The 25,091-nt window shown below is 39.9% G+C and carries 20 protein-coding genes; 10 read left to right on the top strand and 10 right to left on the bottom strand.

Annotated elements, in window-relative coordinates:
• The first annotated feature begins 123 nt into the window (after positions 1-123).
• Positions 124-1,194, top strand: coding sequence for a phosphoribosylformylglycinamidine cyclo-ligase (purM, locus tag HYG93_RS06630; RefSeq protein WP_106985663.1), 1,071 nt, complete (start codon positions 124-126; stop codon positions 1,192-1,194).
• Positions 1,195-1,203: 9 nt separating this feature from the next.
• On the top strand, positions 1,204-1,833 hold the full coding sequence (gene purN, locus HYG93_RS06625; RefSeq protein ID WP_106985664.1) for a phosphoribosylglycinamide formyltransferase: 630 nt from the start codon (positions 1,204-1,206) through the stop codon (positions 1,831-1,833).
• A 67-nt stretch (positions 1,834-1,900) separates the two neighbouring features.
• Here the strand turns inward: purN and HYG93_RS06620 are convergent, their stop codons facing one another.
• Entirely contained in the window at positions 1,901-2,701 is an 801-nt protein-coding gene (locus HYG93_RS06620) for an alpha/beta fold hydrolase (protein ID WP_106985665.1), read from the bottom strand.
• Positions 2,698-3,735, bottom strand: coding sequence for a signal peptide peptidase SppA (sppA, locus tag HYG93_RS06615; RefSeq protein WP_106985666.1), 1,038 nt, complete (start codon positions 3,733-3,735; stop codon positions 2,698-2,700). The genes HYG93_RS06620 and sppA overlap by 4 nt, the downstream gene beginning before the upstream one ends.
• Before the next feature lie 127 nt (positions 3,736-3,862).
• On the opposite strand from sppA, the gene HYG93_RS06610 reads away from it, so the two are divergent.
• Positions 3,863-4,849, top strand: coding sequence for a lysophospholipid acyltransferase family protein (locus HYG93_RS06610; protein ID WP_178962089.1), 987 nt, complete (start codon positions 3,863-3,865; stop codon positions 4,847-4,849).
• Positions 4,850-4,869: 20 nt separating this feature from the next.
• On the opposite strand, the gene HYG93_RS06605 is transcribed toward HYG93_RS06610, so the two are convergent.
• From HYG93_RS06605 to HYG93_RS06595, 3 genes are all read right to left on the bottom strand, one after another.
• Positions 4,870-7,293, bottom strand: a complete 2,424-nt coding sequence (locus tag HYG93_RS06605; RefSeq protein ID WP_178962088.1) for a DNA internalization-related competence protein ComEC/Rec2 — start codon at positions 7,291-7,293, stop codon at positions 4,870-4,872.
• Between the two features lie 116 nt (positions 7,294-7,409).
• Entirely contained in the window at positions 7,410-8,093 is a 684-nt protein-coding gene (lolD, locus tag HYG93_RS06600; protein ID WP_106985669.1) for a lipoprotein-releasing ABC transporter ATP-binding protein LolD, read from the bottom strand.
• Complete coding sequence (locus HYG93_RS06595; RefSeq protein WP_117007485.1) at positions 8,086-9,321, bottom strand: lipoprotein-releasing ABC transporter permease subunit; 1,236 nt, start codon at positions 9,319-9,321, stop codon at positions 8,086-8,088. Before HYG93_RS06595 ends, lolD begins: the two co-directional genes overlap by 8 nt.
• A gap of 27 nt (positions 9,322-9,348) precedes the next feature.
• Between HYG93_RS06595 and HYG93_RS06590 the strand changes: the two genes are divergently transcribed.
• Entirely contained in the window at positions 9,349-9,918 is a 570-nt protein-coding gene (locus HYG93_RS06590) for a PilZ domain-containing protein (protein WP_106985671.1), read from the top strand.
• Positions 9,919-9,923: 5 nt separating this feature from the next.
• Here HYG93_RS06590 and HYG93_RS06585 read toward each other — a convergent pair whose 3' ends face one another.
• The gene (locus tag HYG93_RS06585) at positions 9,924-10,829 is read right to left on the bottom strand and encodes a DMT family transporter (RefSeq protein WP_117007484.1); all 906 of its coding nucleotides are present in this window, start codon (positions 10,827-10,829) and stop codon (positions 9,924-9,926) included.
• A 5-nt stretch (positions 10,830-10,834) separates the two neighbouring features.
• Positions 10,835-11,305: a YaiI/YqxD family protein gene (locus HYG93_RS06580; protein ID WP_106985673.1), complete on the bottom strand. Its 471-nt coding sequence runs from the start codon at positions 11,303-11,305 to the stop codon at positions 10,835-10,837.
• 304 nt (positions 11,306-11,609) lie between these two features.
• On the opposite strand from HYG93_RS06580, the gene HYG93_RS06575 reads away from it, so the two are divergent.
• Positions 11,610-12,539: a hypothetical protein gene (locus HYG93_RS06575; protein ID WP_106985674.1), complete on the top strand. Its 930-nt coding sequence runs from the start codon at positions 11,610-11,612 to the stop codon at positions 12,537-12,539.
• A 666-nt stretch (positions 12,540-13,205) separates the two neighbouring features.
• Here the strand turns inward: HYG93_RS06575 and serC are convergent.
• Complete coding sequence (serC, locus tag HYG93_RS06570) at positions 13,206-14,285, bottom strand: 3-phosphoserine/phosphohydroxythreonine transaminase (protein ID WP_106985675.1); 1,080 nt, start codon at positions 14,283-14,285, stop codon at positions 13,206-13,208.
• Between the two features lie 546 nt (positions 14,286-14,831).
• Between serC and HYG93_RS06565 the strand changes: the two genes are divergently transcribed.
• The 5 genes from HYG93_RS06565 to gltP all read left to right on the top strand — a co-directional run bounded on the left by HYG93_RS06565 (position 14,832) and on the right by gltP (position 21,229).
• A complete protein-coding gene (locus HYG93_RS06565; protein ID WP_256733393.1) occupies positions 14,832-16,250 on the top strand; it encodes a TolC family protein in 1,419 nt (472 codons plus the stop codon).
• A gap of 18 nt (positions 16,251-16,268) precedes the next feature.
• On the top strand, positions 16,269-17,459 hold the full coding sequence (locus HYG93_RS06560) for an HlyD family secretion protein (protein ID WP_120364518.1): 1,191 nt from the start codon (positions 16,269-16,271) through the stop codon (positions 17,457-17,459).
• A 2-nt stretch (positions 17,460-17,461) separates the two neighbouring features.
• Positions 17,462-18,592, top strand: a complete 1,131-nt coding sequence (locus tag HYG93_RS06555; protein ID WP_178962086.1) for an ABC transporter permease — start codon at positions 17,462-17,464, stop codon at positions 18,590-18,592.
• Positions 18,589-19,689 carry an ABC transporter permease gene (locus HYG93_RS06550; RefSeq protein WP_178962085.1) on the top strand — a complete coding sequence of 367 codons (1,101 nt, stop codon included), beginning with the start codon at positions 18,589-18,591 and terminating at the stop codon, positions 19,687-19,689. Before HYG93_RS06555 ends, HYG93_RS06550 begins: the two co-directional genes overlap by 4 nt.
• Before the next feature lie 244 nt (positions 19,690-19,933).
• Complete coding sequence (gltP, locus tag HYG93_RS06545; RefSeq protein ID WP_120367256.1) at positions 19,934-21,229, top strand: glutamate/aspartate:proton symporter GltP; 1,296 nt, start codon at positions 19,934-19,936, stop codon at positions 21,227-21,229.
• Positions 21,230-21,475: 246 nt separating this feature from the next.
• Here gltP and HYG93_RS06540 read toward each other — a convergent pair whose 3' ends face one another.
• Positions 21,476-21,910, bottom strand: coding sequence for a DUF3887 domain-containing protein (locus tag HYG93_RS06540; RefSeq protein ID WP_120367257.1), 435 nt, complete (start codon positions 21,908-21,910; stop codon positions 21,476-21,478).
• Between the two features lie 110 nt (positions 21,911-22,020).
• Positions 22,021-24,999, bottom strand: a complete 2,979-nt coding sequence (gyrA, locus tag HYG93_RS06535) for a DNA gyrase subunit A (protein ID WP_106985683.1) — start codon at positions 24,997-24,999, stop codon at positions 22,021-22,023.
• Between the last annotated feature and the right edge of the window lie 92 nt (positions 25,000-25,091).

The following is a 25,091-nucleotide window of genomic DNA, read 5'->3' as shown; positions in this document are numbered from 1 at the left end:
TTATGTCAGTGTAATCGTTATAAAAGAGAAATATTTTAATAAAGATAGCATTTTAGCGCATAAATAACATAAGAGTTTCGTTTATTCAGGTTATAATCGCCGCGCGAATGCGGAGACTTCATTATGAGCAACTCAACTTCTACCCCAAACACTGGTTTAAGCTACAAAGATGCAGGTGTCGACATTGAAGCGGGCGACGCATTAGTCGATCGTATCAAATCAGTCGCTAAGCGCACAAAACGTCCTGAAGTAATGGGCGGTCTAGGTGGCTTTGGCGCACTTTGTAAAATTCCTAAAGGTTATGAAGAACCTGTCCTCGTATCCGGCACAGATGGTGTTGGTACTAAATTACGTTTAGCATTGAATTTGAACCGTCATGACACTATTGGTCAAGATTTGGTTGCAATGTGCGTAAACGATCTTTTGGTTTGTGGTGCTGAACCATTATTCTTCCTCGATTACTATGCAACAGGCCACTTAAATGTAGACGTTGCGGCTAATGTCGTAACAGGTATTGGCGCAGGTTGTGAACTTGCAGGCTGTGCGCTTGTAGGTGGCGAAACTGCTGAAATGCCTGGCATGTATGAAGGTGAAGATTATGACCTTGCAGGCTTCTGCGTAGGTGTAGTTGAGCAAAGCAAAATTATTGATGGCTCTAAAGTTAAAGCGGGTGACGTTTTAGTAGGTGTTGCATCAAGTGGCGCGCACTCAAACGGTTATTCACTTCTTCGTAAAATTTTAGATGTGAAAAACGTTGATATGACTCAAATCGTTGATGGTCGTCCACTTGCTGATACAGCGATGGAACCAACACGCATTTATGTCAAACCAATTCTTCAGTTATTAAAAGAAGTTGATGTACACGCAATGGCGCACATCACAGGTGGCGGTTTACCAGGTAACCTACCTCGCGTACTTCCAAATGGCGCTCAAGCTGTAGTCAATGAAGCTTCTTGGGAATGGCCAGAATTGTTCAAACTTCTTCAAAAAGAAGGTGGTGTTGAACAATTTGAAATGTACCGCACATTTAACTGTGGCGTAGGTATGGTATTGGTTGTTGATGCTGCAGATGCAGAAAAAACAGTTGAATTGCTCAATAGTCTTGGCGAAAAAGCATTCGCAATGGGTCATATTGCAGACAATGCTGAATCTGTTGAAGGCGCTGACGAAAAAATCCGTGTGATTTTTGCATAAGCACTTCCAATGATTAAAATTGCTGTTCTTGTTTCAGGAAGTGGCTCTAACCTTCAAGCCTTAATCGATGCAAATCTATCTGGGAAAATTGTTGGAGTCATTTCAAATAAACCTGAAGCATTTGCACTACAACGTGCAAAAAATGCAAACATTGCAACTGCAGTGATTGAGCATAAACAATATCCAAATCGTGAAGCCTTTGATGATGTGATGCATCAGCAACTACTCGACTGGGATGTTGATTTAGTCATTCTTGCAGGCTTCATGCGGATTTTAAGTGCCAAATTTGTGCATGCTTGGGAAGGGAAAATGATCAACATTCACCCTTCTCTATTGCCTCATTACAAAGGCATGCATACGCATCAACGTGTACTCAATACAGGTGATGCCCTACATGGTTGTACAGTTCACTACGTGACTGCAGAACTCGATGCTGGCCAAGCGCTTGCACAAGCAGTGCTTAAAGTGAATACGCATGATACTGCTGACAGCTTAGCAAACCGCGTACATGTTTTAGAACACATCATTTACCCACAAGTAGCTGAATGGATTTGCACTGGCACCATTCAACACACTGAAAATGGTGTACTGTTCCGTGGTCATCCAATGACTGAAGCAGTTCAATTCTGCAAATTTTAAGCCGTATATCAGATATAAAAAAACGCATCCTAGGATGCGTTTTTTATTATGCTGAACCTTAGTTCTGCTAATTTTTTGTTGCAAGCAACTGCTTAAGCAAATTCGCAACTTCGACAGGTTGCTCTAATGGAAACATGTGCCCGCCTTCGGTCATACGTAGTGGTATGTCAAATTTTTTGCTCACCTGTTGCGGGAACTTATGTTGCAAAAACGGACTGCCTTTAGGCACCAGCAACTGTGCAGGAACTTTGGTCTTTGACTGTGGTAGCCAATACCAAGACGGATTCGTGTTGAACATTTTGACTTCATCATATTTGCTAATGGTCAGTTCTACACCACCGCGAATATGGTCTTCAGTCAAAGCATAGTCAATATAGTGTTGAAAACACTCTGGATCGAAATCTTTATAAAAGCCTTTCGTCACTAAAGATGTAAATGCTTGCTCACGAGATTCCCAATGATCACGACGATTTTTTGACAGTCCTGCAGGTGACAACTTATCCAACATTTTAAGCTTCAAAGTTTTCACTACATGTAACATGAATGATGCAGTGCCAGTCACAAACGGCGGATCCATCAAAATAAGTTGTGAAAACAATTCTGGACGTTGCTGCGCTGCTTTAAAAGTTAGTACCGCACCTAAAGAGTGACCAAGACCAATGACTGGGCGCCCTTTGGCTTGTCTTACAATACTATCAATCAGTTGTTGTGTCAGACTCTGCCAATGATTATCAATAGGATAACGGCGATCTGGGCCAATAAGTGGCACATAAATCACGTCAAAGTCATCTTCAAGTGCTTGAAAAAACTTGGTGTACACTTGTGCAGGTACACCATTGGCATGTGCAAAATGAATAATCGGCTTCATTGTAATTTTGCACTACCTTCAGTCTGTACTTGCTGACTTAGAGACGTTGCAAAACCTTGTCCAATTGAAGCCCCCATACGACCTAAAATTGAATCGAATGGACTATATTCAACGGTATAATTCACAGTTTTATCAGTTTTTAATTCACGTTTTAAACTTTGAATACTGCCAGTACGGTCTGCAATACCCAATTTAACTGCTTGTTCACCAGTCCAGAATAAACCAGAGAAAATCGCTGGATCTGTAGATTTTAGTTTTTTACCACGACCCTGTTTAACCGCATTAATAAAGTGGTCATGGACATTATCCAATACACCTTGTACATGTGCTTTTTGTGCAGGATCTACAGGTTGAGTCATCGACAGTAAGGCTTTGTTTTCACCCGAAGTCATGGTGCGATCTTCTACACCTAACTTTTGCATCAATTGATTGACGCCATAATTTGGCATAATCACACCAATTGAGCCAACTAAACTTGATGGGTTTACAATAATTTCATCTGCTGCCGAAGCAATATAATATGCACCTGAAGCACCAGTATCACCAATCACGGCATAAAGTTTTTTATCTTTGTGCTGTTGTTTTAGATACTGAATTTCTTGCCAAATTTCGTCAGATTGAACAGGTGAACCACCTGGTGAGTTAATATTTAACACCACAGCTTTGCTCTGTTTATTTTCAAAAGCACGCTTTAATGAACGAATAGTATCTGTGCTATTTACACTTTGTTTATCCGCTGCAATCGTTCCAATAATATCCACAACCGCAATGTGTGAACTTGAAGCTGCTGCATCACTTGAAGTTGAACTTGCAGTACTACAGCCCTTACCTAAAGCAACCAATACAAAAAGGATATAAGCAAAGGTCAAAAATTTAAAGAAAATCCCCCAGCGACGTGTGCGACGTTGCTCTTCAACTGACGCTAAAACCGCTTTTTCTAAGATTTTCCATTCATTGCCAGTGGGCTGATGGACGTTATTTGTTGATGTTGTCTTCTGAATTTCACTTTCAGGCTTTGGTGGCCAATCGGACATAAAAAATCCAATATTCAATTATAATGTTGTCCCATTATATACATGTAAATGGTGAAAACTGTCTATACCACGCAATTTCGCCTATAATTAATTTAATTTTTCTCCATTTGAAATAATCCAATAAAACATGAATGATCAAAGCCCTCATAACGCCACCCACCGTGCATTGAGTTTTATCAGTCGTATGCCGATTCAGTTCTCGCGTTTTTTTGCTCGTGGATTAGCGGCATTGGTCAATACTTTCAAAATTTCAAAGACTTCTGCCACAATTCGCTTAAATTTAAATATTGCACTGCCAGAACTCGATCAGACAACACGTGAAAAAATTACAGAACAAGCGATTCGTAATGAGTTAAGTTCATATTTTGAATTTTTCAGCATTTGGGGTTCATCTGCTGAGAAAAATTTTGCGCGTATAAATAAAGTATATGGCGAAGAGTTTTTTCACGAAACTTTAGCTGAAAATAAAGGCTTAGTTTTGGTGGTCCCACATTTTGGTACTTGGGAAGTAATGAACGCTTGGTTTGCCCAACACAGCAAAATGACCATTATGTACAAACCCGTCAAAAATGAAACTGCGGACCAGTTTGTGCGTAATGCACGTAGCCGAGAGCAAGCCACACTTGTCCCTACAGATGAATCTGGTGTGCGCCAAATTTTCAAAGCGCTCAAACAAGGCGGTATGACCGTCATATTACCTGATCATACCCCTAATGTTGGCGGTGACATGATTGAGTATTTTGGCTTACCCCTGGCAACCAGCAATCTGAGTGCTAAACTGATTCAAAAAACCAAATGTGGTGCTTTATTTGCCTATGCAATGCGTAATGAAGATGGGCTTTTTGATATACACATTGAAAAATTAGATTCACATATTTATGAAGGTACGGCAAATGATGGTTCAGGTGTGATTTTCTCAGCTTTAGAAAACCTGATTCGCCGTTATCCAGAACATTATCATTGGAGTTATAAACGCTTTAAGGCCAATCCTGCTTTAGAAGATATTTATAACATAGCACCTGAACAAGCGATTGAAATTGTGCAAACATTGCGTTCAGAGACTGCACACTTAAAACACGTGGATTACACTGCGCAAAATACCGTAAAGGCATAACACTTCAACAAATTTCGAGCTCAATGATTTAACCATTGCCATTGATCTCGAAATGCGATGAGCTGTATTCGACCATCTTTGGCTTTAAATTCTATACTGCCTTTTTCGGCTGTACTCAACATCGGGATATTTAAAGCCTTCAGTCTTGCCAGAGTTTCTTTACTCGGGTGTCCATAGCGGTTCCACTTTCCAGCCGATGCAATAGCCAATTTAGGCTGATAGTGCTGTAAAAAATCAAATGATGAACTGTGTCGACTGCCATGATGGCCCAAGACCAACACATCGACTTGTAAATTTGGATAAGCTTTTAATAACTCATATTCCGTTTGCCAGCCTGCATCCCCCATCAATAAATAGGATTGATAAGGCATTGCATGGTTCATTCGAATGTACAGCACACATGAGTTTTCATTACGCTCAGCCCCTGCTCTCACCGCTTGTATATTATTGGGTGAAAGGACTTCTATCTGTACATTTTCCCATTGCCAAACTTGTCCCTGTTGACAGTATTCAAATTGTGTTGCATTAGGCACAGCTACATGCTCACTGGCATATAAGCTTTTAATTGCCAGTTGATCTTGTATAGAAAAATAGGCCCCACTATGATCTTGATCTAAATGCGTCAACACCAATTGATCTATGCTTGATAGTCCTTGCCTCGACAGAAAAGGCAAAATAATATTCTTACCAATACTAAATTTCTGCTCATCATAATAACCACCTGTATCGACCATCATGCTGTGCCGACCTTCACGCACCAAAATAGACTGACCTTGCCCTACATCTAATACCGTGAGTTGAAAAGGTTGCGGTGTATAGGACTTCAAGCAAATCGCAACTAAACCTAATAACAACCACGCTTTCGGTACAATGCCATCTGGAAGATAAAAAATAAAAATACATAGGCTCAGAAGTAAAATCGTCGCAGGATTAAAAGTAATATTTAATAATTGTGGATTAAATACATGGTCAATTACATTCAATAGGCTCAAAAGTAGCGTTAGACAAAAATCATTGAATTGAAAAATCACCGCTGCAATGCCCGGCGCAAAAAAATTAACGAACGCCGCCAGCACATCTAAAGGTACAACCACCAAACCTAAGCTTGGAATTGCCAATAAATTACTTAAAGGTGCAATCCAAGCCACCTGCTTAAAAAACAGTGCCATCATGGGAAAAAGTGCTATAAAAATTTTCCATTGTGATGTGATCAGCACATGAAGGGATAAGCGCAGTTTGACCCACCAAGCCGTATTGGCTTCAAGCGATTGCTGTTGTAGCCAAAGTGTTTGATAAATTCTGAGTAAAATAAAACATGCGCCATAAGACAACCAAAACGCTGCCGATAAAATACTAAAAGGATCAAATAACAATAAAAGCGTTGCACTATAAACCAATAACTTAAGGGCATAGACTCTTAAGCGTAAAACCAACATGCCACTGGCAACGACCGTCATAATAAAAGTTCGCATTGCAGGAATTTCAAAACCCACAAAAGCACAGTACACAAATACACAGCCCATAAATGGCCAAATTAAAATAAATTGGCGTGGTATTTTTAAATACAACCGCGGTGCAAATTTGCGTATGCAACGCGTGATGATCCAACAGATCAACATGGCAAAAATTAAGACATGGGGCCCAGATATGGCCAACAAATGACTGATGCCAAAACGTTGAAATTGATCTACGGTCGCTTCATCTAATAAGCTTTTATCTCCTGTTAATAAGGCCAGTAACAATCCTTTATGTGCTAAGGGCAAATGATAGATTTTGACTCTAAACGCCAGCCTTTGTTTTTCAGTCCACAGACGAAACTGAGGGATTAACTTTTGCTGTTGATACAAAATATCGCTATAACCCAATGCTTTAATTTGAGCTTCATTTAGCGCTATGGCACGTTTAACTCTAAAAGTGGCCTGAATATTTTGCTGGAGTAACCATTGTTCTTGATCAAATACACCAGCAGTTGCATAAGTGTGCGCAGGCTTTAACTGGCCTTCGAGTTGATAATAATGACCTAATTCCAACTCTAAATCTGAAGATGAAACCGTCTTGGTTTTAGGCAAATAAAGTAAATACTGCAAAGGTTGCCGAGCGGCATTTAACACCATAACGCGTTGTTGAATACTGTGTTCACTATATTGATTTAAAGCATGCACATAAACCAATATGCTGGTCTTTTCAGGCTGATGTACTGTGTATTGTAAACGTTGCTTAAGTTGTTGATTGGCGTACGCAAAGCCCAGATAAGAACCTAAACACAGAACCACTGCCGTACTCAATATTTTGAATACAATACCTTTTCGAGCAAAAAATTTGCTACTGATGATAATGAATACAAAGCTCAGCAAAGCCAATACTGTGCTCAACTGCGCATCAAATCCTGTTTTTCCCATCCACGCTGTGCCAAGAATCCAGCCCAAGCAAAAACAAAGCAACATATTTTTTATTCTAATATTTTATTAGTGCTGGCAATAATAAAGCCCACCGAGGTGAGCTTCAATTCATAGCGGAATATTCCAATAATATGCTTATAGACTAAGTACTCAATTGCTACTCAGTGATCGACCCAAACACCATCTTGCATGTGCAAAACAGCATCTGCGGATTTTGCCAATTGCTCATCATGCGTCACAATCAGCATCGCCATATTAAATTCTTGACGTAACTCCGAAAGTAACTCAAAAATTTTCACCGCAGTTTTACGGTCAAGGTTACCCGTTGGCTCATCTGCCATCATCAGTTTGGGTTTAGTCACTAAAGCGCGAGCCAAAGCCACACGCTGACGCTCACCACCTGATAATTCGCCTGGTTTATGGGTTAAACGATGAGACAATCCCACACGTTCAAGCAAATACTCAGCTTGTTGGTTTACTTCTTTAAAATTTGTCCCTTTGCGAAGCATCAATGGCATCGCTACATTTTCTAAAGCGCTAAATTCAGGCAATAAATGATGAAATTGATAAACAAAGCCTAAATGCTCATTACGGATATAACCGCGCTCAGCCTCACCCAAATTGTCAAAACGGCGTCCCTGTACAAATACCTGCCCCGTTGTTGGGCGATCTAGGCCACCCAAAACATGAAGCAATGTACTTTTACCTGAGCCACTCGAACCCACAATCGAAATAAACTCGCCTGTTTTAACCTGAAGCGACAAATTACGAATCACATCAACAGTTGTTTTACCATCGGTAAATGACTTACTGATATTTTGCGCATCTAAAACTACATTACTCATAACGCAATGCCTCCGCAGGTTGAATTTTAGCTGCACGCATTGCAGGGTAAATCGTTGCCAAGAAACTCAACAACAATGACAACACCACGATTAAACACACATCTTGCCATCTTAAATATGATGGTAAATAGTTAATAAAGTAGGCATCAAACATGTGTAAGCCTAATGCTGTATTTAACCAACCAACAAAACCACTAATCCCTGAAGCTGCAATAATTCCCAAAATTGCACCAGACACCGTACCAATCACCCCAATAATGGTGCCTTGAACCATAAAGATTCGTGTAATTGTCCGCGGTGAAGCACCTAAGGTACGTAAAATTGCAATATCTGATTTTTTATCCGTAACGACCATCACCAATGAAGAAACAATATTAAACGCAGCAACCAAGACAATTAGGAACAAAAGCAGACTCACCATGGCTTTTTCCATTTGAATCGCGCTAAACAAATTCCCGTGAGTATACGTCCAATCCGAAGCATAGAAGTTTGCAGGTAACTCACGCACAATTTCTTGTGAAACTTGTGGCGCCATAAAAATGTCGTCCAACTTCATTCGTATGCCTTGCGCACCATCTGGTAGGCGCAATAAAGTAGATGCGTCATTTAAGGCAATATAGCCCATCATAGAATCGACTTCGGCACCAATACTAAAAATCCCCACCACTTTAAAACGCTTAAAGCGAGGTACAACCCCTGCAGGCGACGGGGTTGCTTCAGGCAATACCAAGGTAATACTGTCATTTAAGCCCAAACCTAAAGCGTCAGTCATTTGCTTACCCAGCACAATACCAAACTCACCTTGCTTAAGGTTATCTAGGCTACCAGCGATCATGTGATCTTGGATAATTGAGACTTTTTTCTCATACTTTGGTTCAATACCATTGACCATAATACCAGCAACTTGGCCTTGTGCTGTCAGCATTCCCTGCAATTGTGTAAAAGGTGCAACACCTTGAACATGGGAATGATGCTCAATTTTCTTTGCAAGATCGGGCCAATTTGTTAAAATTTGTGTTGATGAAACAGTGGCTTGAGGTATCATTCCCAAAACACGGTTTTTCAACTCACGGTCAAACCCATTCATTACGGAAAGGACCGTAATGAGCACAGCCACACCTAACGTGAGGCCGATCATAGAAACCAAAGCAATAAAAGAAATGAAGTGGTTACTGCGCCGTGCGCGAGTGTACCTCAACCCAATATATAGCGAGATCGGTTTAAACATAACCATCTAGTCCGAGGTAATTTAATTATGGAAAATGTACAGCATCAAAGCGGTTTAACGGAACGTCGCGTAATGTCTCGTATCGATGCTGCCTTGCGCATTAACTATCAGATCATTTCTGATGAGGTTGCGCTAAATGATCCTTACGATCCTAATTTTATCTTGCCGCGCTATTTTCTACTACTTGCAGAGTTAGATCAATTTGATCATGCGCTCAACTACGAATTAGAACAATTAGCTGAAAAAGATCAACAAATTTCTCGAATATTATCCTTATTCAACCAAAAGTTAAACCTGATTACGGGCTCTTTATACGACGCAATTGTACAAAGCATGTTACCAGTACCTGAGCATGTGAATTTTTCAGAAACAGGTTTAAGCTTTTTTAGCGACCGTCCAATCATGGAAGGCACCTATTTACACATGACGCTTAGTCATCCTGAAAATTTCTTTCATATTGCAGCGACAGCGCATGTAGTTTATAGCCGTCAGGAAGAAAATGGGAAATATCGTACGGGTGCATACTTTATTACTTTACACCCGCAAGACCGTGTAAAAATTGCAGAATGTGTAGAACTCACACAAAGTAAAAACTGAGGTCTTTATTTTTTCAGGTTGTGGGCGAGCGTTCGATTCGCCCTAAAATCTTTATAAAAATAAACACATAACCCAAAAAGTAAAACTGCAGTACCGCACAATACCAACAATGTTAATTTTTCATGGTTGAATACTGCCCCCACCACAATCGCTAACATGGGCGTCATCACTGTGGTTAAAGACAATGTTGTCGCTTTAATATTTTGCACCAATTTAAAATAGCAGAACATTGCAATCAGCGACGCCATAATCACAGCATATAACAAGGCCAACACTGACTTAGTGGAAGGCATCTGAGTGGGTAAATCTACCCAAATAAAAGGCACCATACATAATGCAATGAGCGAAGAAATTAAAATAGAGCCCGTTGCTTGGGCTATTGGATTCAGAGGCGCATTGACTTTTTTTACCCAAAATATAGATGCACAATAAATCAGCACACTCATAAGCATGAGTAATATACCTATAGGCTGTACATGCTGACCACTACCACCCATACAGATAATTCCAAGGCCACATACTGCAATACACATACCTAACCATTGCAGACGATGCAAATGCATACGAAAAACAAAATGACCAATCAACCCAGTAATAATGGGAGCTAAACCAAACATTAAGGCAATAATGCCTGAGCTTAAATAACTGGTTGCCATATACGTAAAAATTTGCGAGCCAATAAAACTACATGAACCAGCAATATAACTATGTATGGACTGTGCGTCATAAGGCAATGCTTGGCGCATAAGGAGCAATAACACACCAGCTAAAGGCAAAGCTAAGAAAAAACGTAGTGCTAAAGCCCAATATAGGTTGATATCTTCCACACTCCATACAATCGCCAAGGGCGTTGTGGCCCAAATGATGATCAATAGCACATACGTGGACATGAGATTGAGTTTTGAAGGCATGGGGCTTATACCGAGGTCTTACGTTTTTGTTTCATAATGGTCTGGTCTAAACTACTTGAAAACTCACGCTTATCTCGCTCTGAAATCGGTGGTGGCCCACCTGTTTGTACCCCTGCACCACGTAAGGTGTCCATAAAATCACGCAGATGAAGGCGGGCTTTCACATTGGCTATTGTGTAAATTTCACCACGTGGATGAATAGCAATCCCGCCTTTTTCAATCACTTGCGCTGCCAGTGGAATATCTTGCGTCATCACAATGTCGTTTTCTTTCATCCGATCGATAATTTCTTTATCGGCCGCATCCGCACCACTCATGACCTGAATAGAATTAATCCGTACCGATGGTGTAATGCCCACGTTTTGATTGGCAACAAAAGTGACTTCGAGTTGATAACGGTCTGATGCGCGAATAATGACATCTCTAAGAATGCGAGGTAATGCATCGGCATCTACCCAAAGTTTAAATGGCAACAAAAAAACGCTTCCAACACAAAATACAAAGAACTAGTGTAGCAAAGAAGCATGACAACTCGATGCCAAAGCTCTACGATTTACCACATAGAATTCAAATCAATCTACTTATTTACATATATAAAATGAATGAAAGAATCTACAAAATGGCAGTTATTGCCAATCCTTTGCGCCATAGTTGAGAGGTTTTTTGGCATATTCTTAAAAATTTGCACTATTTCATTGCGATTTTTTCATGACTTGACTTGAAAATTGAAAATAACCCTCGATTTAATATATAGATAACAACCCAGCATCAATTGTGTATATGAAAAATCAAAATAGACCAGAAATTATCACCATTGAAGACCAAAACTTCGGTAGTCATATTGAACATTGGTCCCTGCTGACAGATCAACCTGCCTCAGACGTACCAAAATGGTTAGGCCAAGCGCTTGATCAACCCATTATGCCTATGGGGCTTTGTACTGCTGAATGTGATATGGATGCGACGACATGGCTCATTCAAGGGCCAAATAAAGCATCTGTGCAACTCTCCCAAGTGATTGCTGTAGAAAACAATAAACCGAAAGCAGTAAAAACCGCATTTCCGTGCTTTGATAGCCCGTATAAAGTTACGGCCAAAGTCGAACGGATTATTCGTTGCACAACCAACACACAAGCGGTCTTACAACTCAATGTTGGTGGCAATAGCGTGGTCTATGCTTTTGATAATTTATATAGCGTAAATTCTGCACACTATGACAAAGCACAAAATTATGCAGTACAGTTAAATGCATGGGCATATCAATTAGAAGCCGTTGCTGAACAAGAGCAATTGGTGGTTGATGATCCTGCTTCAATTAAACATCACCGTGCTTTAAATGACATTTTGGCACAGCATAATGGTGTGGCGCCAGAAAACTTACAAGACTTGCTCGATGCTTGGGAGCCTCAATCTGAAGATGACAAAGCGCCTGTTACTGTTAACTTTTCTAAAATGGTTGCTTACCTATACGGCGAAACACTCGGTCAAGAAGATGAAGCATGGTTCCAAGGCAGTATTGTAGGTAAAACTGAAATGCAATTTATGCAACAAAGCTATACGCTCTATGATGTTACGCTCATTCATGAGGAAAACCAGCCTGCAGTATTGATGCGTATTGCCACCCGTGATGCGAATTTTAAAGATTTTCAAATTGGTCAATTTATTCGTGGTAACGTTTGGCTACAAGCGAATATTTATAGCAAAGCTTAGTCCTCAGCAACGACTTCGCTTCAAAAGCAAAAAACAATCATCCCTGCACATGCAGGGATTTTTATTTAATTAAAATCAATTATTTAAAGATATTCCATTGATTTTATTTCATTAATATTTGAGCAACATGCTGATCATAAAACTTTAATTAAATAGAATTACCCACAGTTTTAGACTTATTAATGCTTTTTAAATTCATTTTAAAATACACTTATCCACAATTTTAAATTCAAAAACTATCTTAAATAAATCACAAAAAATATACCGATATAATCATAAAATGCCTGCAAGAAATAGAAATAGCCTTAAAAATACGTTGCTTAATGTAGATGCTCATCCTTGGACTAATAAAATAAAAGCATTGTGTTATTTAATTGAGATTAGTACTTTATTTAATCAATTATTTGTGCTAAAAATGCAATCTTGAAATAGGAATTAACGATAAATAGATCGGAAAATAAATATCTATGAAAATCGTGCAAGAAGAAAATATTCAGAGCGTCGAACACCAACTGAATTCTCGATACCAAGTCGATGGAATGTCATGTCTATTTTTTGCATTAGGCATGTTGATGTGCGCATATATTTTGCATACATTTATTCTTTAATTTCCAAACAAATACAAAAAAAGCCCATCAATTTGATGGGCTTTTTTCGCTACAGAAATTATGCATTACGTTTTGCAAAATCATCCATAAAGTCAACCAAAGCTTGTACGCCTTCAAGCGGTACAGCATTGTAAATGCTCGCACGCATACCACCTACTGAACGGTGACCCGCCAAATTAAGTAAGTGATGTTCTTCAGCTTCTTTCAAGAACTGTTTTTCAAGCTCAGGCTTAGCCAAAGTAAATGGTACATTCATAATTGAACGGTTTTCTTTAGCAATTGGATTTGCATAAAAGTCGCTTGAATCAATATAGCTATAAAGCAGTTCAGCTTTTGCAAGATTGGCTTTATGAATGGCTTCTACACCACCTTGTGCAAGTAACCATTCAAAAACTAAACCTGATAAGTACCATGCATAAGTTGATGGCGTATTCACCATAGAATCATTTTTTGCTTGTGCAGAATATTTCAAAATACTTGGAATTTCAGCTTTTGCTTGATCTAACAAATCATCACGAACAATAACGATTGTTAAGCCAGCTGGGCCAATATTCTTTTGCGCACCAGCGTAAATTAGACCGAACTTGCTGACATCAATTGGTGCAGACAAAATACTTGAAGATAAATCCGCAACCAAAGGTTTATCAGTTTCTGGAATATTCGCGAATTGAATACCACCAATCGTTTCATTGTCTGCATAGTGTACATAAGCAGCATCTGCAGATAAATTCCATTCACTTTGGTCTTTAATTGCAAGCTTACCGTCTACAGTTGTACCCGCTTCAACAACATTAATGTCGCCATAGCGCTGTGCTTCTTTGAGTGCTTTTTCAGACCAAATCCCTGTATGGATATAATCAGCTTTGCTGTTTTTACCCAATAGATTCAGTGGAATTGCAGAAAACTGCAATGATGCACCACCTTGTAAGAACAATACTTTGTAGTTCTCTGGAATATTCATGAGCTTGCGTAAGTCTGCTTCTGCTTTTTCAGCAACAGCAACATAGTCCGCACTACGGTGGCTCATTTCCATGATCGAAAGACCCTTGCCTTGCCAATCGAGCATCTCAGCTTGAGCTTTTTCTAAAACGGCAGTAGGTAATGCAGCAGGACCAGCACAGAAGTTGTACGCGCGCATGATTTTTCCTTTCAAAGTGAAACACAATAAAATGATGGCATTTAACCACAGATAGCCTGTGCTTGCAGTAAATTAAGTTGAAAAAATTTCAATGCTGTCGGACATTTAAAGCTAAAACTTCAATAAGGCGCTGATCTTTTTGTGAGTTTTACTAATAATATTTCCTAACCTACACATACAAGATCATTCAATTTTTTTGCTGGATTGAATTTCATTCGATCTATTACCTAAATGCCTACCCCAATTTAAACCGACTGAGATCACCTTCATGTGTGAGCTATGCCTTTTCAATTGCGCAAAATTTTCCTTAAGCTTCATACTGTTTTGCGTCCAATTTTCAGCTTATACTCAAGCTAAATAAAGTATATATTTCAAACAGAATTAAAAAATTGATATGCATGCGGTGCGAATTAAGCTGTTCTTTGTTTTATACTGCAGTTGAAAATACGGAGAATCGATTGAATGTTAAAATATTTCGTACATTTCAATAGTGCAGATTTATGCCTCAATACAATGATAAAAATGAATAGCGCAACAAAATGTACAATGCTAGTTTGCACGTTGCTGGCAAGTCCATTCTGCACAGCACAAAGTATGAGTTTTCAACAAGCCGAGATTGATTTACTCAACAACTCCTACAGTAATCAAGCCAATTTAGCATTACAACAAGCCTCACAACTAGAAGCTGAAGCCATTAAAGGCATTGGCTTACCCCGCGTGGATCTTAACGTACGTGCATACGCTTTTCATAATGAATTAGACGTGCCTTTAGGGGCCGTTAAAAATAACCTTGAGCAGTCGCTCACGAATGGTTTAAATGCCAAAATTGATGAGTTTAATTTAGGTGCAATTGCAGACCCACTCAAAGAAAGCTTAAAACAACCTATCCATGACGGTGTTGGTTTAATTCCAGATTCGTCACAGGTTGTATTGGATGATCAAGTGATTCGTCCTTCTGTCTCTGTCATGATGCCTCTTTACACAGGTGGCTTAACCCAGAGTGCCAAAGACGTTGCTAAAATCAAAGCACAGCGCAGTGAATTAACCACGCAGCAACAACAAGACACACAGCGTTTTGAGTTAATCCAAGCCTATTTTAATGCTCAACTACAAAAACAATTATTGGCCAGTAGCCAATCCAATCTCAGCGCGATGCAACTCCACTACCAAAATGCACTTAAATTAGAACGCCAAGGCTTTATTAGTAAAGGTCAGCGCATGCAATTTGAAGTGGCTCAAAATAATGCAACACGTTCTGTCAATAATAGCCAAGCACAGTACCAAGCCAGCTTATTTAAGCTAAATAATCTTTTACACCATAGCCAAATTAACGATTTAACCACGCCACTGTTTATTAACACCCAACCACAACGTGCGCTACAACAGTGGCTAGACAGTTTTGAGAATGAATCCACACTCATTCAAAAAATGCAGATGGACACAGCACTGGCCAATGCCAATGTAAAAGTTCAACAGGCAAGCAAAAAGCCGAATGTATTTGCCTTTGGTGAATACAGCCTAGACAGCAATCAAAACTGGATTGTGGGTGTCGGTGCCAAATACAATCTATTTTCAGGTATCGATAAAAACAAAAATGTGCAAGCTGCCGAGTTACAACGCTATGCCTCTGAACTTTTAACTGCACGCACCAAGCAAGAAATTGAAAATACAATTTTTAGCGCATTTAGCGAGGCACAAACTGCACAGCAAAGTGATGCGCTGCTACAACAAAATATAAAGGCAGCTCAAGAGAACCTACGCATACAGCAATTATCATTCAAAGAAGATATGGGTACTGCGACCCAAGTGATTGATGCACAAAATACACTGAACGGCTTAAAAGCCGAAACAGCATTGAATGCTTTTAAATATGTCATGTCATTGGCAACATTATTACAAAGCCACGGCTCGATACAGCAGTTTCAAAGCTTTATCAATCAACCCAATACACACTACATTCGTTAAATTCACATGGGGAATCGTATGAATCAGGATCCAAATTCAAAAGAGACCACAGAAGAGCTCCCAAGCCCTGAAACGAATGCTAAAAGTGATGTAACAGCAAACAGCACGCTCGATCATTCAGATTCAACTCAAAATCGTCATTCCGTAGCTCAATCTGCACCCACGTCAGCTGAAAATCAGAAACAAGAGCAGACAGAACCTACAAATATGCAAAAAAAACCCGTTTCGAGCATCGTGAAGCTGATTGCAATTGTGCTACTGATTTGTGTATTAGGACTGATTGCTTTTGGACTCTGGAAAAGTTATCAACCCAAAGAGGTAGAACTACAAGGTCGAGTTGAGGCAGAAACCATTCATATCGCGACTAAAGTGCCGAGCCGAATTGAAGAAATTTATGTGCATGAAGGGCAAAAAGTACATAAAAACCAAGAATTGGTACGACTATATAGCCCAGAAGTTGATGCTAAAAAACAACAAGCACTTGCCAGCTTACAATCTGCTTTAGCTTTACAGTCCACCACAGATCGCGGCTCACAAGACGAGAATATTGCCAGCTTATACGCCAATTGGCAGTCGTTAAAAGCTCAACAAGAATTAGCACAAACCACCTATACCCGCGGTGCTCACTTGTTTCAAGAGGGTGTTATCTCTCGTCAACGTCGTGATGAAATGCAGGCAGCCGCGCGCTCTTCTGCACAAATGACTGAGGCCGCTTATCAGCAATATGCCCGTGCACAACGTGGCAGTACGCCCCAACAGAAATCTACTGCCGACGCACAAGTCGACATTGCCAATGCTGCAGTTGCTGAAGCCAATGCGCTTGAAGCTGAAACTAAATTGCTCTCACCAGTAAATGGAACCATTTCCAAAACCTATGCCAAACCGTCTGAGTTAGTGGCAATCGGTGTGCCTGTGGCCAGTATTATTTTAGATGATGACATTTCAATTAGTTTAAATGTTCGTGAAGATCAATACCGTTCGGTCTATCAGGCTCAAACCATGCAAGGCTATGTTCCTGCCTTAGATAAAACAGCAAACTTTAAAGTAAAAAATATTGATGCCGAAGGTGAATTCGCCACCATCAAAACGACGCGTCAAACAGGCGGTTATGATATTCGAAGCTTTAAAGTGCATTTAGTGCCTGAGCAGGCAATGCCCGAGTTAAAAGTGGGGATGAGTGTCTTATTTAAAGTTAAAGAGGCACCATAAGTATGTGGGCAGGGATCAGCCGTGAATGTCGCTACTTATTAAAACACAAATGGGATTTGTGTTTGGTCAGCCTTGCCCCCCTGTTTGTCATTGTTCTATTTAGCTGTATGTTTGCCCAAGGTAAACCGTCTCATTTACCCATTGCAATATTAGACCAAGACCACGGTGCCTTAAGTCAAAACATTGAACGCTATTTGGCACTCAATGAAACACTACACATTCAAACAGTCAGTGAAAACCAAGCTGAAATAGAACGTCTACTGAACCAAAATAATATTTGGGGCTATGTGTTGATCCCTTCGGGTGCAGAACAGCGCTTTGTACAAGCCAAAGATGCTGAAATTAGCATTATGTATAACCAAAGCTATTTTAGCGTAGGCAATACTATTTCTTCTGCCATGCTGGTAAGTACCTTACAAGCACTCGCTAACTTTGCAGGACAAAATTATTTAGAACAAAAAATTCCTTATTTGGAAGCTCCTACACCAAATGTCAAAATATCTGCACTTTACAATCCAGGCTTAAATTATGAGTTCTATTTAGAACCTTATATGATTCCGGCAATATTGCATTTGTTGCTCTGTTGCTGTGTGGCCTTTGCTGTTGGGCAAGAGTTTAAGTTTAATCGCGCTCAAGATTGGTTAAAACCGCAAGGTTTGTTTTACGCCCTCCTCTCTAAGAATTTAACCTATGTCGCAATTTTTAGTGTGTGGACTTGGCTCTGGATGTTTTGGCTGATTGATGTACGAGGTTGGTTTATTGCTGGCCATTTGTGGTTGATTCTGCTGGCTCAAATTGTATTTTATAGTGCCTATGCCTTTTTAAGCAGTGCCTTGGTCTTAGCCACAGGTAATTTAAGTAAAACCTTCGGCGTGATTGCCGTTTATGGTGGCTCATCCTTAAGCTTTGCGGGCGTGACTTTACCTTTAAATAATGCCCCTCTATTTACCAAGTTTTGGGCACATATTATTCCCTACACCCCTTATGCCAAATTACAAACTGAACAATGGGTGATTGGTAGCCCTTTAAGCTCCTCAGTACAGCCCTTATTGGTATTGTTGGTCTATGCGCTCGTATATGGTGCGCTGGCCTATCTATTTTTAAAGAAACAAGCACGAGGGCTTAAACCATGAATAGCCTGCTGTATTATTTCTGCAAAACCTTTAAAGATATTTTTGCCAATTCATCTATTTTAACTACACTGATTTTATCAGTTGTGCTCTATAGCTTTTTTTATCCAACGGCTTATCAGGCACAGCAAGCTCAATCCATTCCCATTGTAATTGTAGATGAAGAGCAAAGTGCCATGACGTCAGCGATTATTGGTCAAGTTGCTCAAAGTCCAAATGTTGAAATTAAAGCCGTGACTGCAAATTTTTTAGATGCCGAGAACATGGTTCGGCATCAGCAGGCTGATGGTATTTTATTATTACCAGAAAACCTCAGCCAAAGTATACGACGTGGCGAAGAAGGTGGGATTGGACTGTATTTAAGTGCGGTTAATTTTTTAAAAACCAAACAAATTGGCCTTGGTTTAGCCAGTTCAATTGAAAACTCATTGAAGGAATACACAGAAAAATTTGGCAATATTTCGCATTTCTCCCCCGCTCTTTCTGTTCATCAAGTGCCTTTGTTTAATACCTTATCTGGTTACGGTAGTTATATTTTTCCAGCAGTTGCACCTTTAATTATTCATCAAACGATATTACTGGGGTTGTGCATGCTCATTGCAGGTTATCGTGAACAAGGCTGGACTGCTCAACCTAAAGAACTCGTTGCCATTTTCCTTGCAATACTATGCATTGGCTGTTTGGGATGTTTTTATTTATTTGGTTTTACCTTCTGGCTTTACGACTACCCACGCGGGGGAAACTTTTGGGGTATGTTACTAGCCGTGCCGATCTATATAGGATGCATTATTTCTTTAAGCTTACTCTTAGCTTCATTTTTAGATATGCCTGAACGCGCTGGACACCTTATAGTATTTACATCTATTCCGCTCTTTCTATTAACAGGTACAGCTTGGCCATTGGCCGCGATGCCTGAATGGATGCAATCTTTCTCAATGCTCCTACCATCTACCCAAGGGATACAAATGTTCATCCAACTCAACCAAATGGGTGTAGAAACTAGTCTTGTCGTACCTAAATTAATCTATTTAGCATGTTTTATGGCCATTTGCTTCACCATTGCTTATTTCAGACTCACCGCTAGAGCTAAATTGCATTGATTCTTCGTTTTCATCTACTTTATAAATAAAATATAACTTAAAAATCGATTTCATAACTAAAACTGTCCCAAATATAACCAAATAGAATAGCAATGATTAAATTTTGTTGGCCGATTCACCACAATCGATTCACAATAAAGTTCTCCCAATCCGCTTTTTCTCGCCATGAATACTCTGTTTTTTAATACGGGTATGAGGACCTTTTGCGGATTTTATTTCTAGATAACTTTTTTCAGAGCTGAGTATGAAAAAAATTAAGATGAGCCTTGCGTGGCAAATCGTTATTGCGCTGATTTTAGGTATACTTGTAGGCTCATTCCTTCACTATTCTCCTGAATATCGTGATGCCCTAGTGAGTAATGTTTTAACTCCATTGGGCTCAATTTTCATTAACCTCATCAAAATGATTGTGATTCCACTTGTGGTATCAATGTTAATTTTGGGTATTGCAAATACGAGTCAAGGGGCAAGCCTTGGTAAGCTTGGTTTCAGAACGATTTTGTATTTTGAAATTATTACCACAGTTGCAATTTTAGTGGGTTTAGTTGCTGCAAACATTTTCCAACCAGGTGCAGGCATTGACATGTCTAGCCTCACCCAAGTGGATATTTCTAAATACCAAGAAACGACCCATGCAGTTAGTGAGCAATCACATGGTATCGTGCAAACTGTATTATCGCTGATTCCACCAAACTTCTTCGCAGCTCTCACTAGCGGTCAAATGCTACCGATTATTTTCTTCTCGGTGATGTTTGGTATTGGTTTAGGTGCTTTAGATCAAGAAACAAAACAACCTTTACTTAATGTATTGAATGCCGTTTCTGAAACCATGTTCAAAGTAACGCACATGATTATGAAGTTTGCACCGCTGGGTGTATTCGGTCTGATCGCTGCAACTGTTGCGAACTTTGGTTTTAGTTCTTTATTGCCTTTAGTAAAATTAGCATTATTGGTTTATGGTGCAATTTTATTCTTTGCTTTTGTTGTTTTAGGATTGGTTGCCAAAATTTGTGGTTTCAGCATCTGGACCATTATTAAAATCTTGAAAGACGAGCTCATTCTTGCATATTCAACAGCAAGTTCTGAAACTGTATTACCTCGTATCATGGAAAAAATGGAAGCTTACGGTGCGCCAAAACCGATTACTAGCTTCGTGATTCCAATTGGTTATTCATTTAACCTAGATGGTTCAACACTTTATCAAAGTATTGCCGCAATTTTTATTGCGCAGCTCTACGGTATCGATCTTTCAATTGGCCAACAAATCATTCTAGTACTTACACTCATGATCACTTCTAAAGGTATTGCAGGTGTTCCTGGCGTATCTTTCGTGGTACTTCTTGCAACATTGGGTAGTGTAGGTATTCCTTTGGAAGGCTTAGCATTTATTGCAGGTATTGACCGTATTTTAGATATGGCACGCACTGCATTAAACGTAATTGGTAACGCACTTGCGGTACTGGTTATTAGTAAATGGGAAGGCCAATTTGACACTGAAAAACAAAAAAATTATCACGAGACGATGAGTCAACGCGGATAATACTTTTTTCAAGTCAAATCAAAATGGACGTTTCGGCGTCCATTTTTTATGGCTTCAATTCCAAGGTTAATGTTGCTTTGGCCAATACACTACGGGTTAAACTCATTAAATAGATATATGACGCATTACAAACTATTTAGCCCATACAATTAACCTTCGACTTACTTTAGGTTGCCACAAAAGCCCGTATATAAAAAAGAACGCTTATGCGCCCTTTTTAATCAGATCTAATTAAATATACTCAGATTATTTAGTTGATTCACCAAATACTGACAGATTCAAATTACGAATTTTGCTACTTCCAGCGGGTTTATCAAAACTCACATCGTACTGTACGAGGTTTTTATTACTGTAACCATATTCATAGGTCACCGTGTATAAAGATGGCTTGTCTGTTGATGTTTCAATGTGCTTAGAAACAATATTTTTACGTGTGTAGTCTTGCTTTGGAATTGTACGCGTAAACTTACGTAGCTCTTTTTCATTTTGCATAAACTTGGCTTTCAGTTCAGGCTCGAAGTAAGGATATAGTTTTTCAAGGTTGCCTTCGCGCAATTGATCATATACCGCTTGCGCAACTTGAGCTTGTTCCGCACTTGGATCAGCGATGGGGGTTTTTCCAATTTGACCACAACCCGACATTACAACTGCACAACCGAGTAAAACTATTTTTGCCTTCATATCCACGCTTTTCCACATTTCAGGTCTGTAGTATATACATCATTATGACCATATTATTTAAGTTTAGAAATAAAAAAGGACGCCGTAGCGCCCTCTTTTAAGATCATGACTTAGTCTTCTTCAGGCTCATTTAAATCGTCTGATTCAGTTTCAGTTTGATCCATAATAGTTGAGTCATCTACCAATTGTTCTGCATCAATCGCTGAAACTTCTTCTAAAATTTCATCTTCTTCTACAGCTTCAATAGCTTCAACACCCACCAATGTTTCGTTGTCACCCAAACGGATTAAGCGAACACCTTGTGCGTTACGACCTGTTTGTGCAACTTCAGAGGCACGTGTACGAACCAATGTGCCACCATCAGAAATCAACATCAATTCTTTCGATGCATCAATCGCAACAGCACCCACTAACTCACCATTACGGTCAGAAGTTTTAATGGCAATAACACCCTTACCACCACGTTTCTTGGTTGGGAAGTCATCTACAGGAGTACGTTTACCATAACCATTTGCAGAGGCACAAAGCACTTCGCCAGTTTCTGGTACAACCACAAGCGATACAATACGGCTCAAGAAGTTAGCATCTGAATCTTCATCATCAGAATCTACATCTGCTTCTTCTGCTTCTTCAGATTGTGCAGCGCCAATTGTTACACGCATACCGCGTACACCTTTGGCTGAACGGCCCATGGCACGAACATCAGTTTCAGCAAAACGAATCGCCTTACCTTCATTCGAGAACAACATAATTTGCTGTTCGCCATCCGTAATCGCTACACCAATTAAGGTATCGCCTTCGACCAACTCAAGCGCACGTAAACCATTTGAACGTACATTTGAGAACTGGTCTAATTCAACACGTTTAATCGTACCAAATTCAGTTGCCATAAATACGTAGAAGTTTTTACGCAAGTTTTCAGCAAGTTCTGCAAATTCAGCAACAATTTCATCGTCCAAATCAGTTGTAGAAAGCTCTACACCTAATTCTTTCAATTGAACACGCAATGCATCCGTTAGGTCATCACCATCTGCAATCTCTGCAAAAGCAGCTTCTAGTGCATCATAGTGATTCGCAATAATTTCATTTTGCTGCAATTGTGCTTTATTTGCTTTCACAAACGTGCGGAAATCAGCTAAACGCTCTTTGAATTTCTTCGGCGCATCAATCACAGGAAGAATCGCTGTAATTGTCTCATTGTCATCCAGTGGCAATAAATTCACCATTGGACGGCCTTTGGCACCGCGAGATGCTTGAGGCACTTCAAACACACGTAAACGGTAAACCTTACCTACGTTCGTGAAGCAAAGCACTGTTGCATGGCTTGATGTCACAATCAGATGCTGAATGTAGTCATCTTCTTTCATTGAAGTTGCAGACTTACCACGACCACCACGACGCTGTGCAGCATAATCAGATAATGGCTGTGTTTTTGCATAACCTGATTGAGAAACAGTCAGTACCATTTGCTCTTCAGGAATTAAATCTTCACGAGAGAAGTCAATACGTGACTCTACAATCTCAGTACGACGCGCATCGCCATACTGTTGCAAAATCAGCGCAAGCTCTTCTTTAATCACATTCATCAATAAGTTGAAATCATTTAAAATTGCAGTGTATTCAGCAATTTGAGAAAGAATTTCAGAATATTCAGCTTGTAATTTATCTTGCTCTAGACCAGTTAAACGATGTAAACGAAGCTCTAGAATCGCACCCACTTGCGTTGGAGATAAGCGATAAATATCGCCAGTCAACCCAAATGGACGGCTTGGATCTTCACCTTCAATTTCGTCTGGACGTACAGATACTGCACCTGCTTTTTCAAGCAATGCAACAACACCGCCACCTGCCCATTCACCCGCTTGCAAGCGCTCACGTGCTTCTGCAGGGTTCGCAGAGGTTTTAATGGTTTCAATAATTGCGTCAATGTTAGCAAGCGCAACAGTTAAACCTTCTAAGATATGACCACGTTCACGCGCTTTGCGTAGTTCGTACATGGTACGACGTGTAACCACTTCTTGGCGGTGACGAATAAAGGCTGCAATAATATCTTTTAGATTCATCAACTTTGGCTGGCCATTGTCTAGGCAAACCATGTTGATGCTAAATGAGTTCTCAAGCTGTGTGTTTTGGAATAGGTTATTCACCACAACTTCAGCGTTTTCACCACGCTTTAAGTCAATGGCGATACGCATACCGTCTTTGTCTGACTCATCACGAAGCTCAGAAATACCTTCCAGTTTTTTCTCTTTAACCAACTCAGCAATACGTTCAATCGTTTTCGCTTTGTTGACCTGATAAGGAATTTCTGTAAATACGATGGTATTACGACTCGTTTTTGCATCTTCTTCAATGTGGTATTTACCACGAATATGTAAACGGCCTTTACCTGTACGATAAGCATCAACAATACCTGATTTACCGTAGATGATGCCACCCGTAGGGAAATCTGGACCAGAGATATGCTCCATCAAACCTTCAATTGAGATTTGTGGGTCGTTGGCATAAGCCAAACATGCATTAATCACTTCCGTCATATTGTGTGGCGCCATATTGGTCGCCATACCTACTGCAATACCCGCTACACCATTAATGAGTAGATTAGGTACACGAGTAGGCATTACTTGAGGAATACGTTCAGAACCGTCGTAGTTATCTTCCCATTCAACGGTATCTTTTTCTAAGTCAGCCAAAAGCTCATGCGTTAATTTACGCATACGAACTTCGGTATAACGCATTGCAGCGGCACTGTCACCATCGACAGAACCAAAGTTACCTTGGCCATCGACCAATTGGTAGCGCAGACTAAAGTCTTGTGCCATACGAACAATTGTTTCGTATACAGCATAATCACCATGCGGGTGATATTTACCGATCACGTCACCAACAACACGGGCAGACTTTTTGTATGCTTTGTTGTAATCATTGCCCAATTCGTGCATTGCGAACAGCACACGACGATGAACTGGTTTTAGACCATCACGTACATCAGGCAATGCACGAGATACAATCACGCTCATCGCATAATCGAGATATGAACTTTTCAGCTCATCCTCAATGGCAATCGGTCTAATTTCCGATACGCTCATGCATACTCCTTGTTATACAAGCAGAATTCTGCCCGCATTTATATATCGTAAAATCAGCTAAAAATTGGTTCAAAAAAACCGAACCAATATTA

Source organism: Acinetobacter sp. SwsAc6, from assembly GCF_013391565.1.
Lineage (GTDB): Bacteria > Pseudomonadota > Gammaproteobacteria > Pseudomonadales > Moraxellaceae > Acinetobacter > Acinetobacter cumulans.
This window is presented reverse-complemented; position numbering and strand designations above follow the sequence as displayed.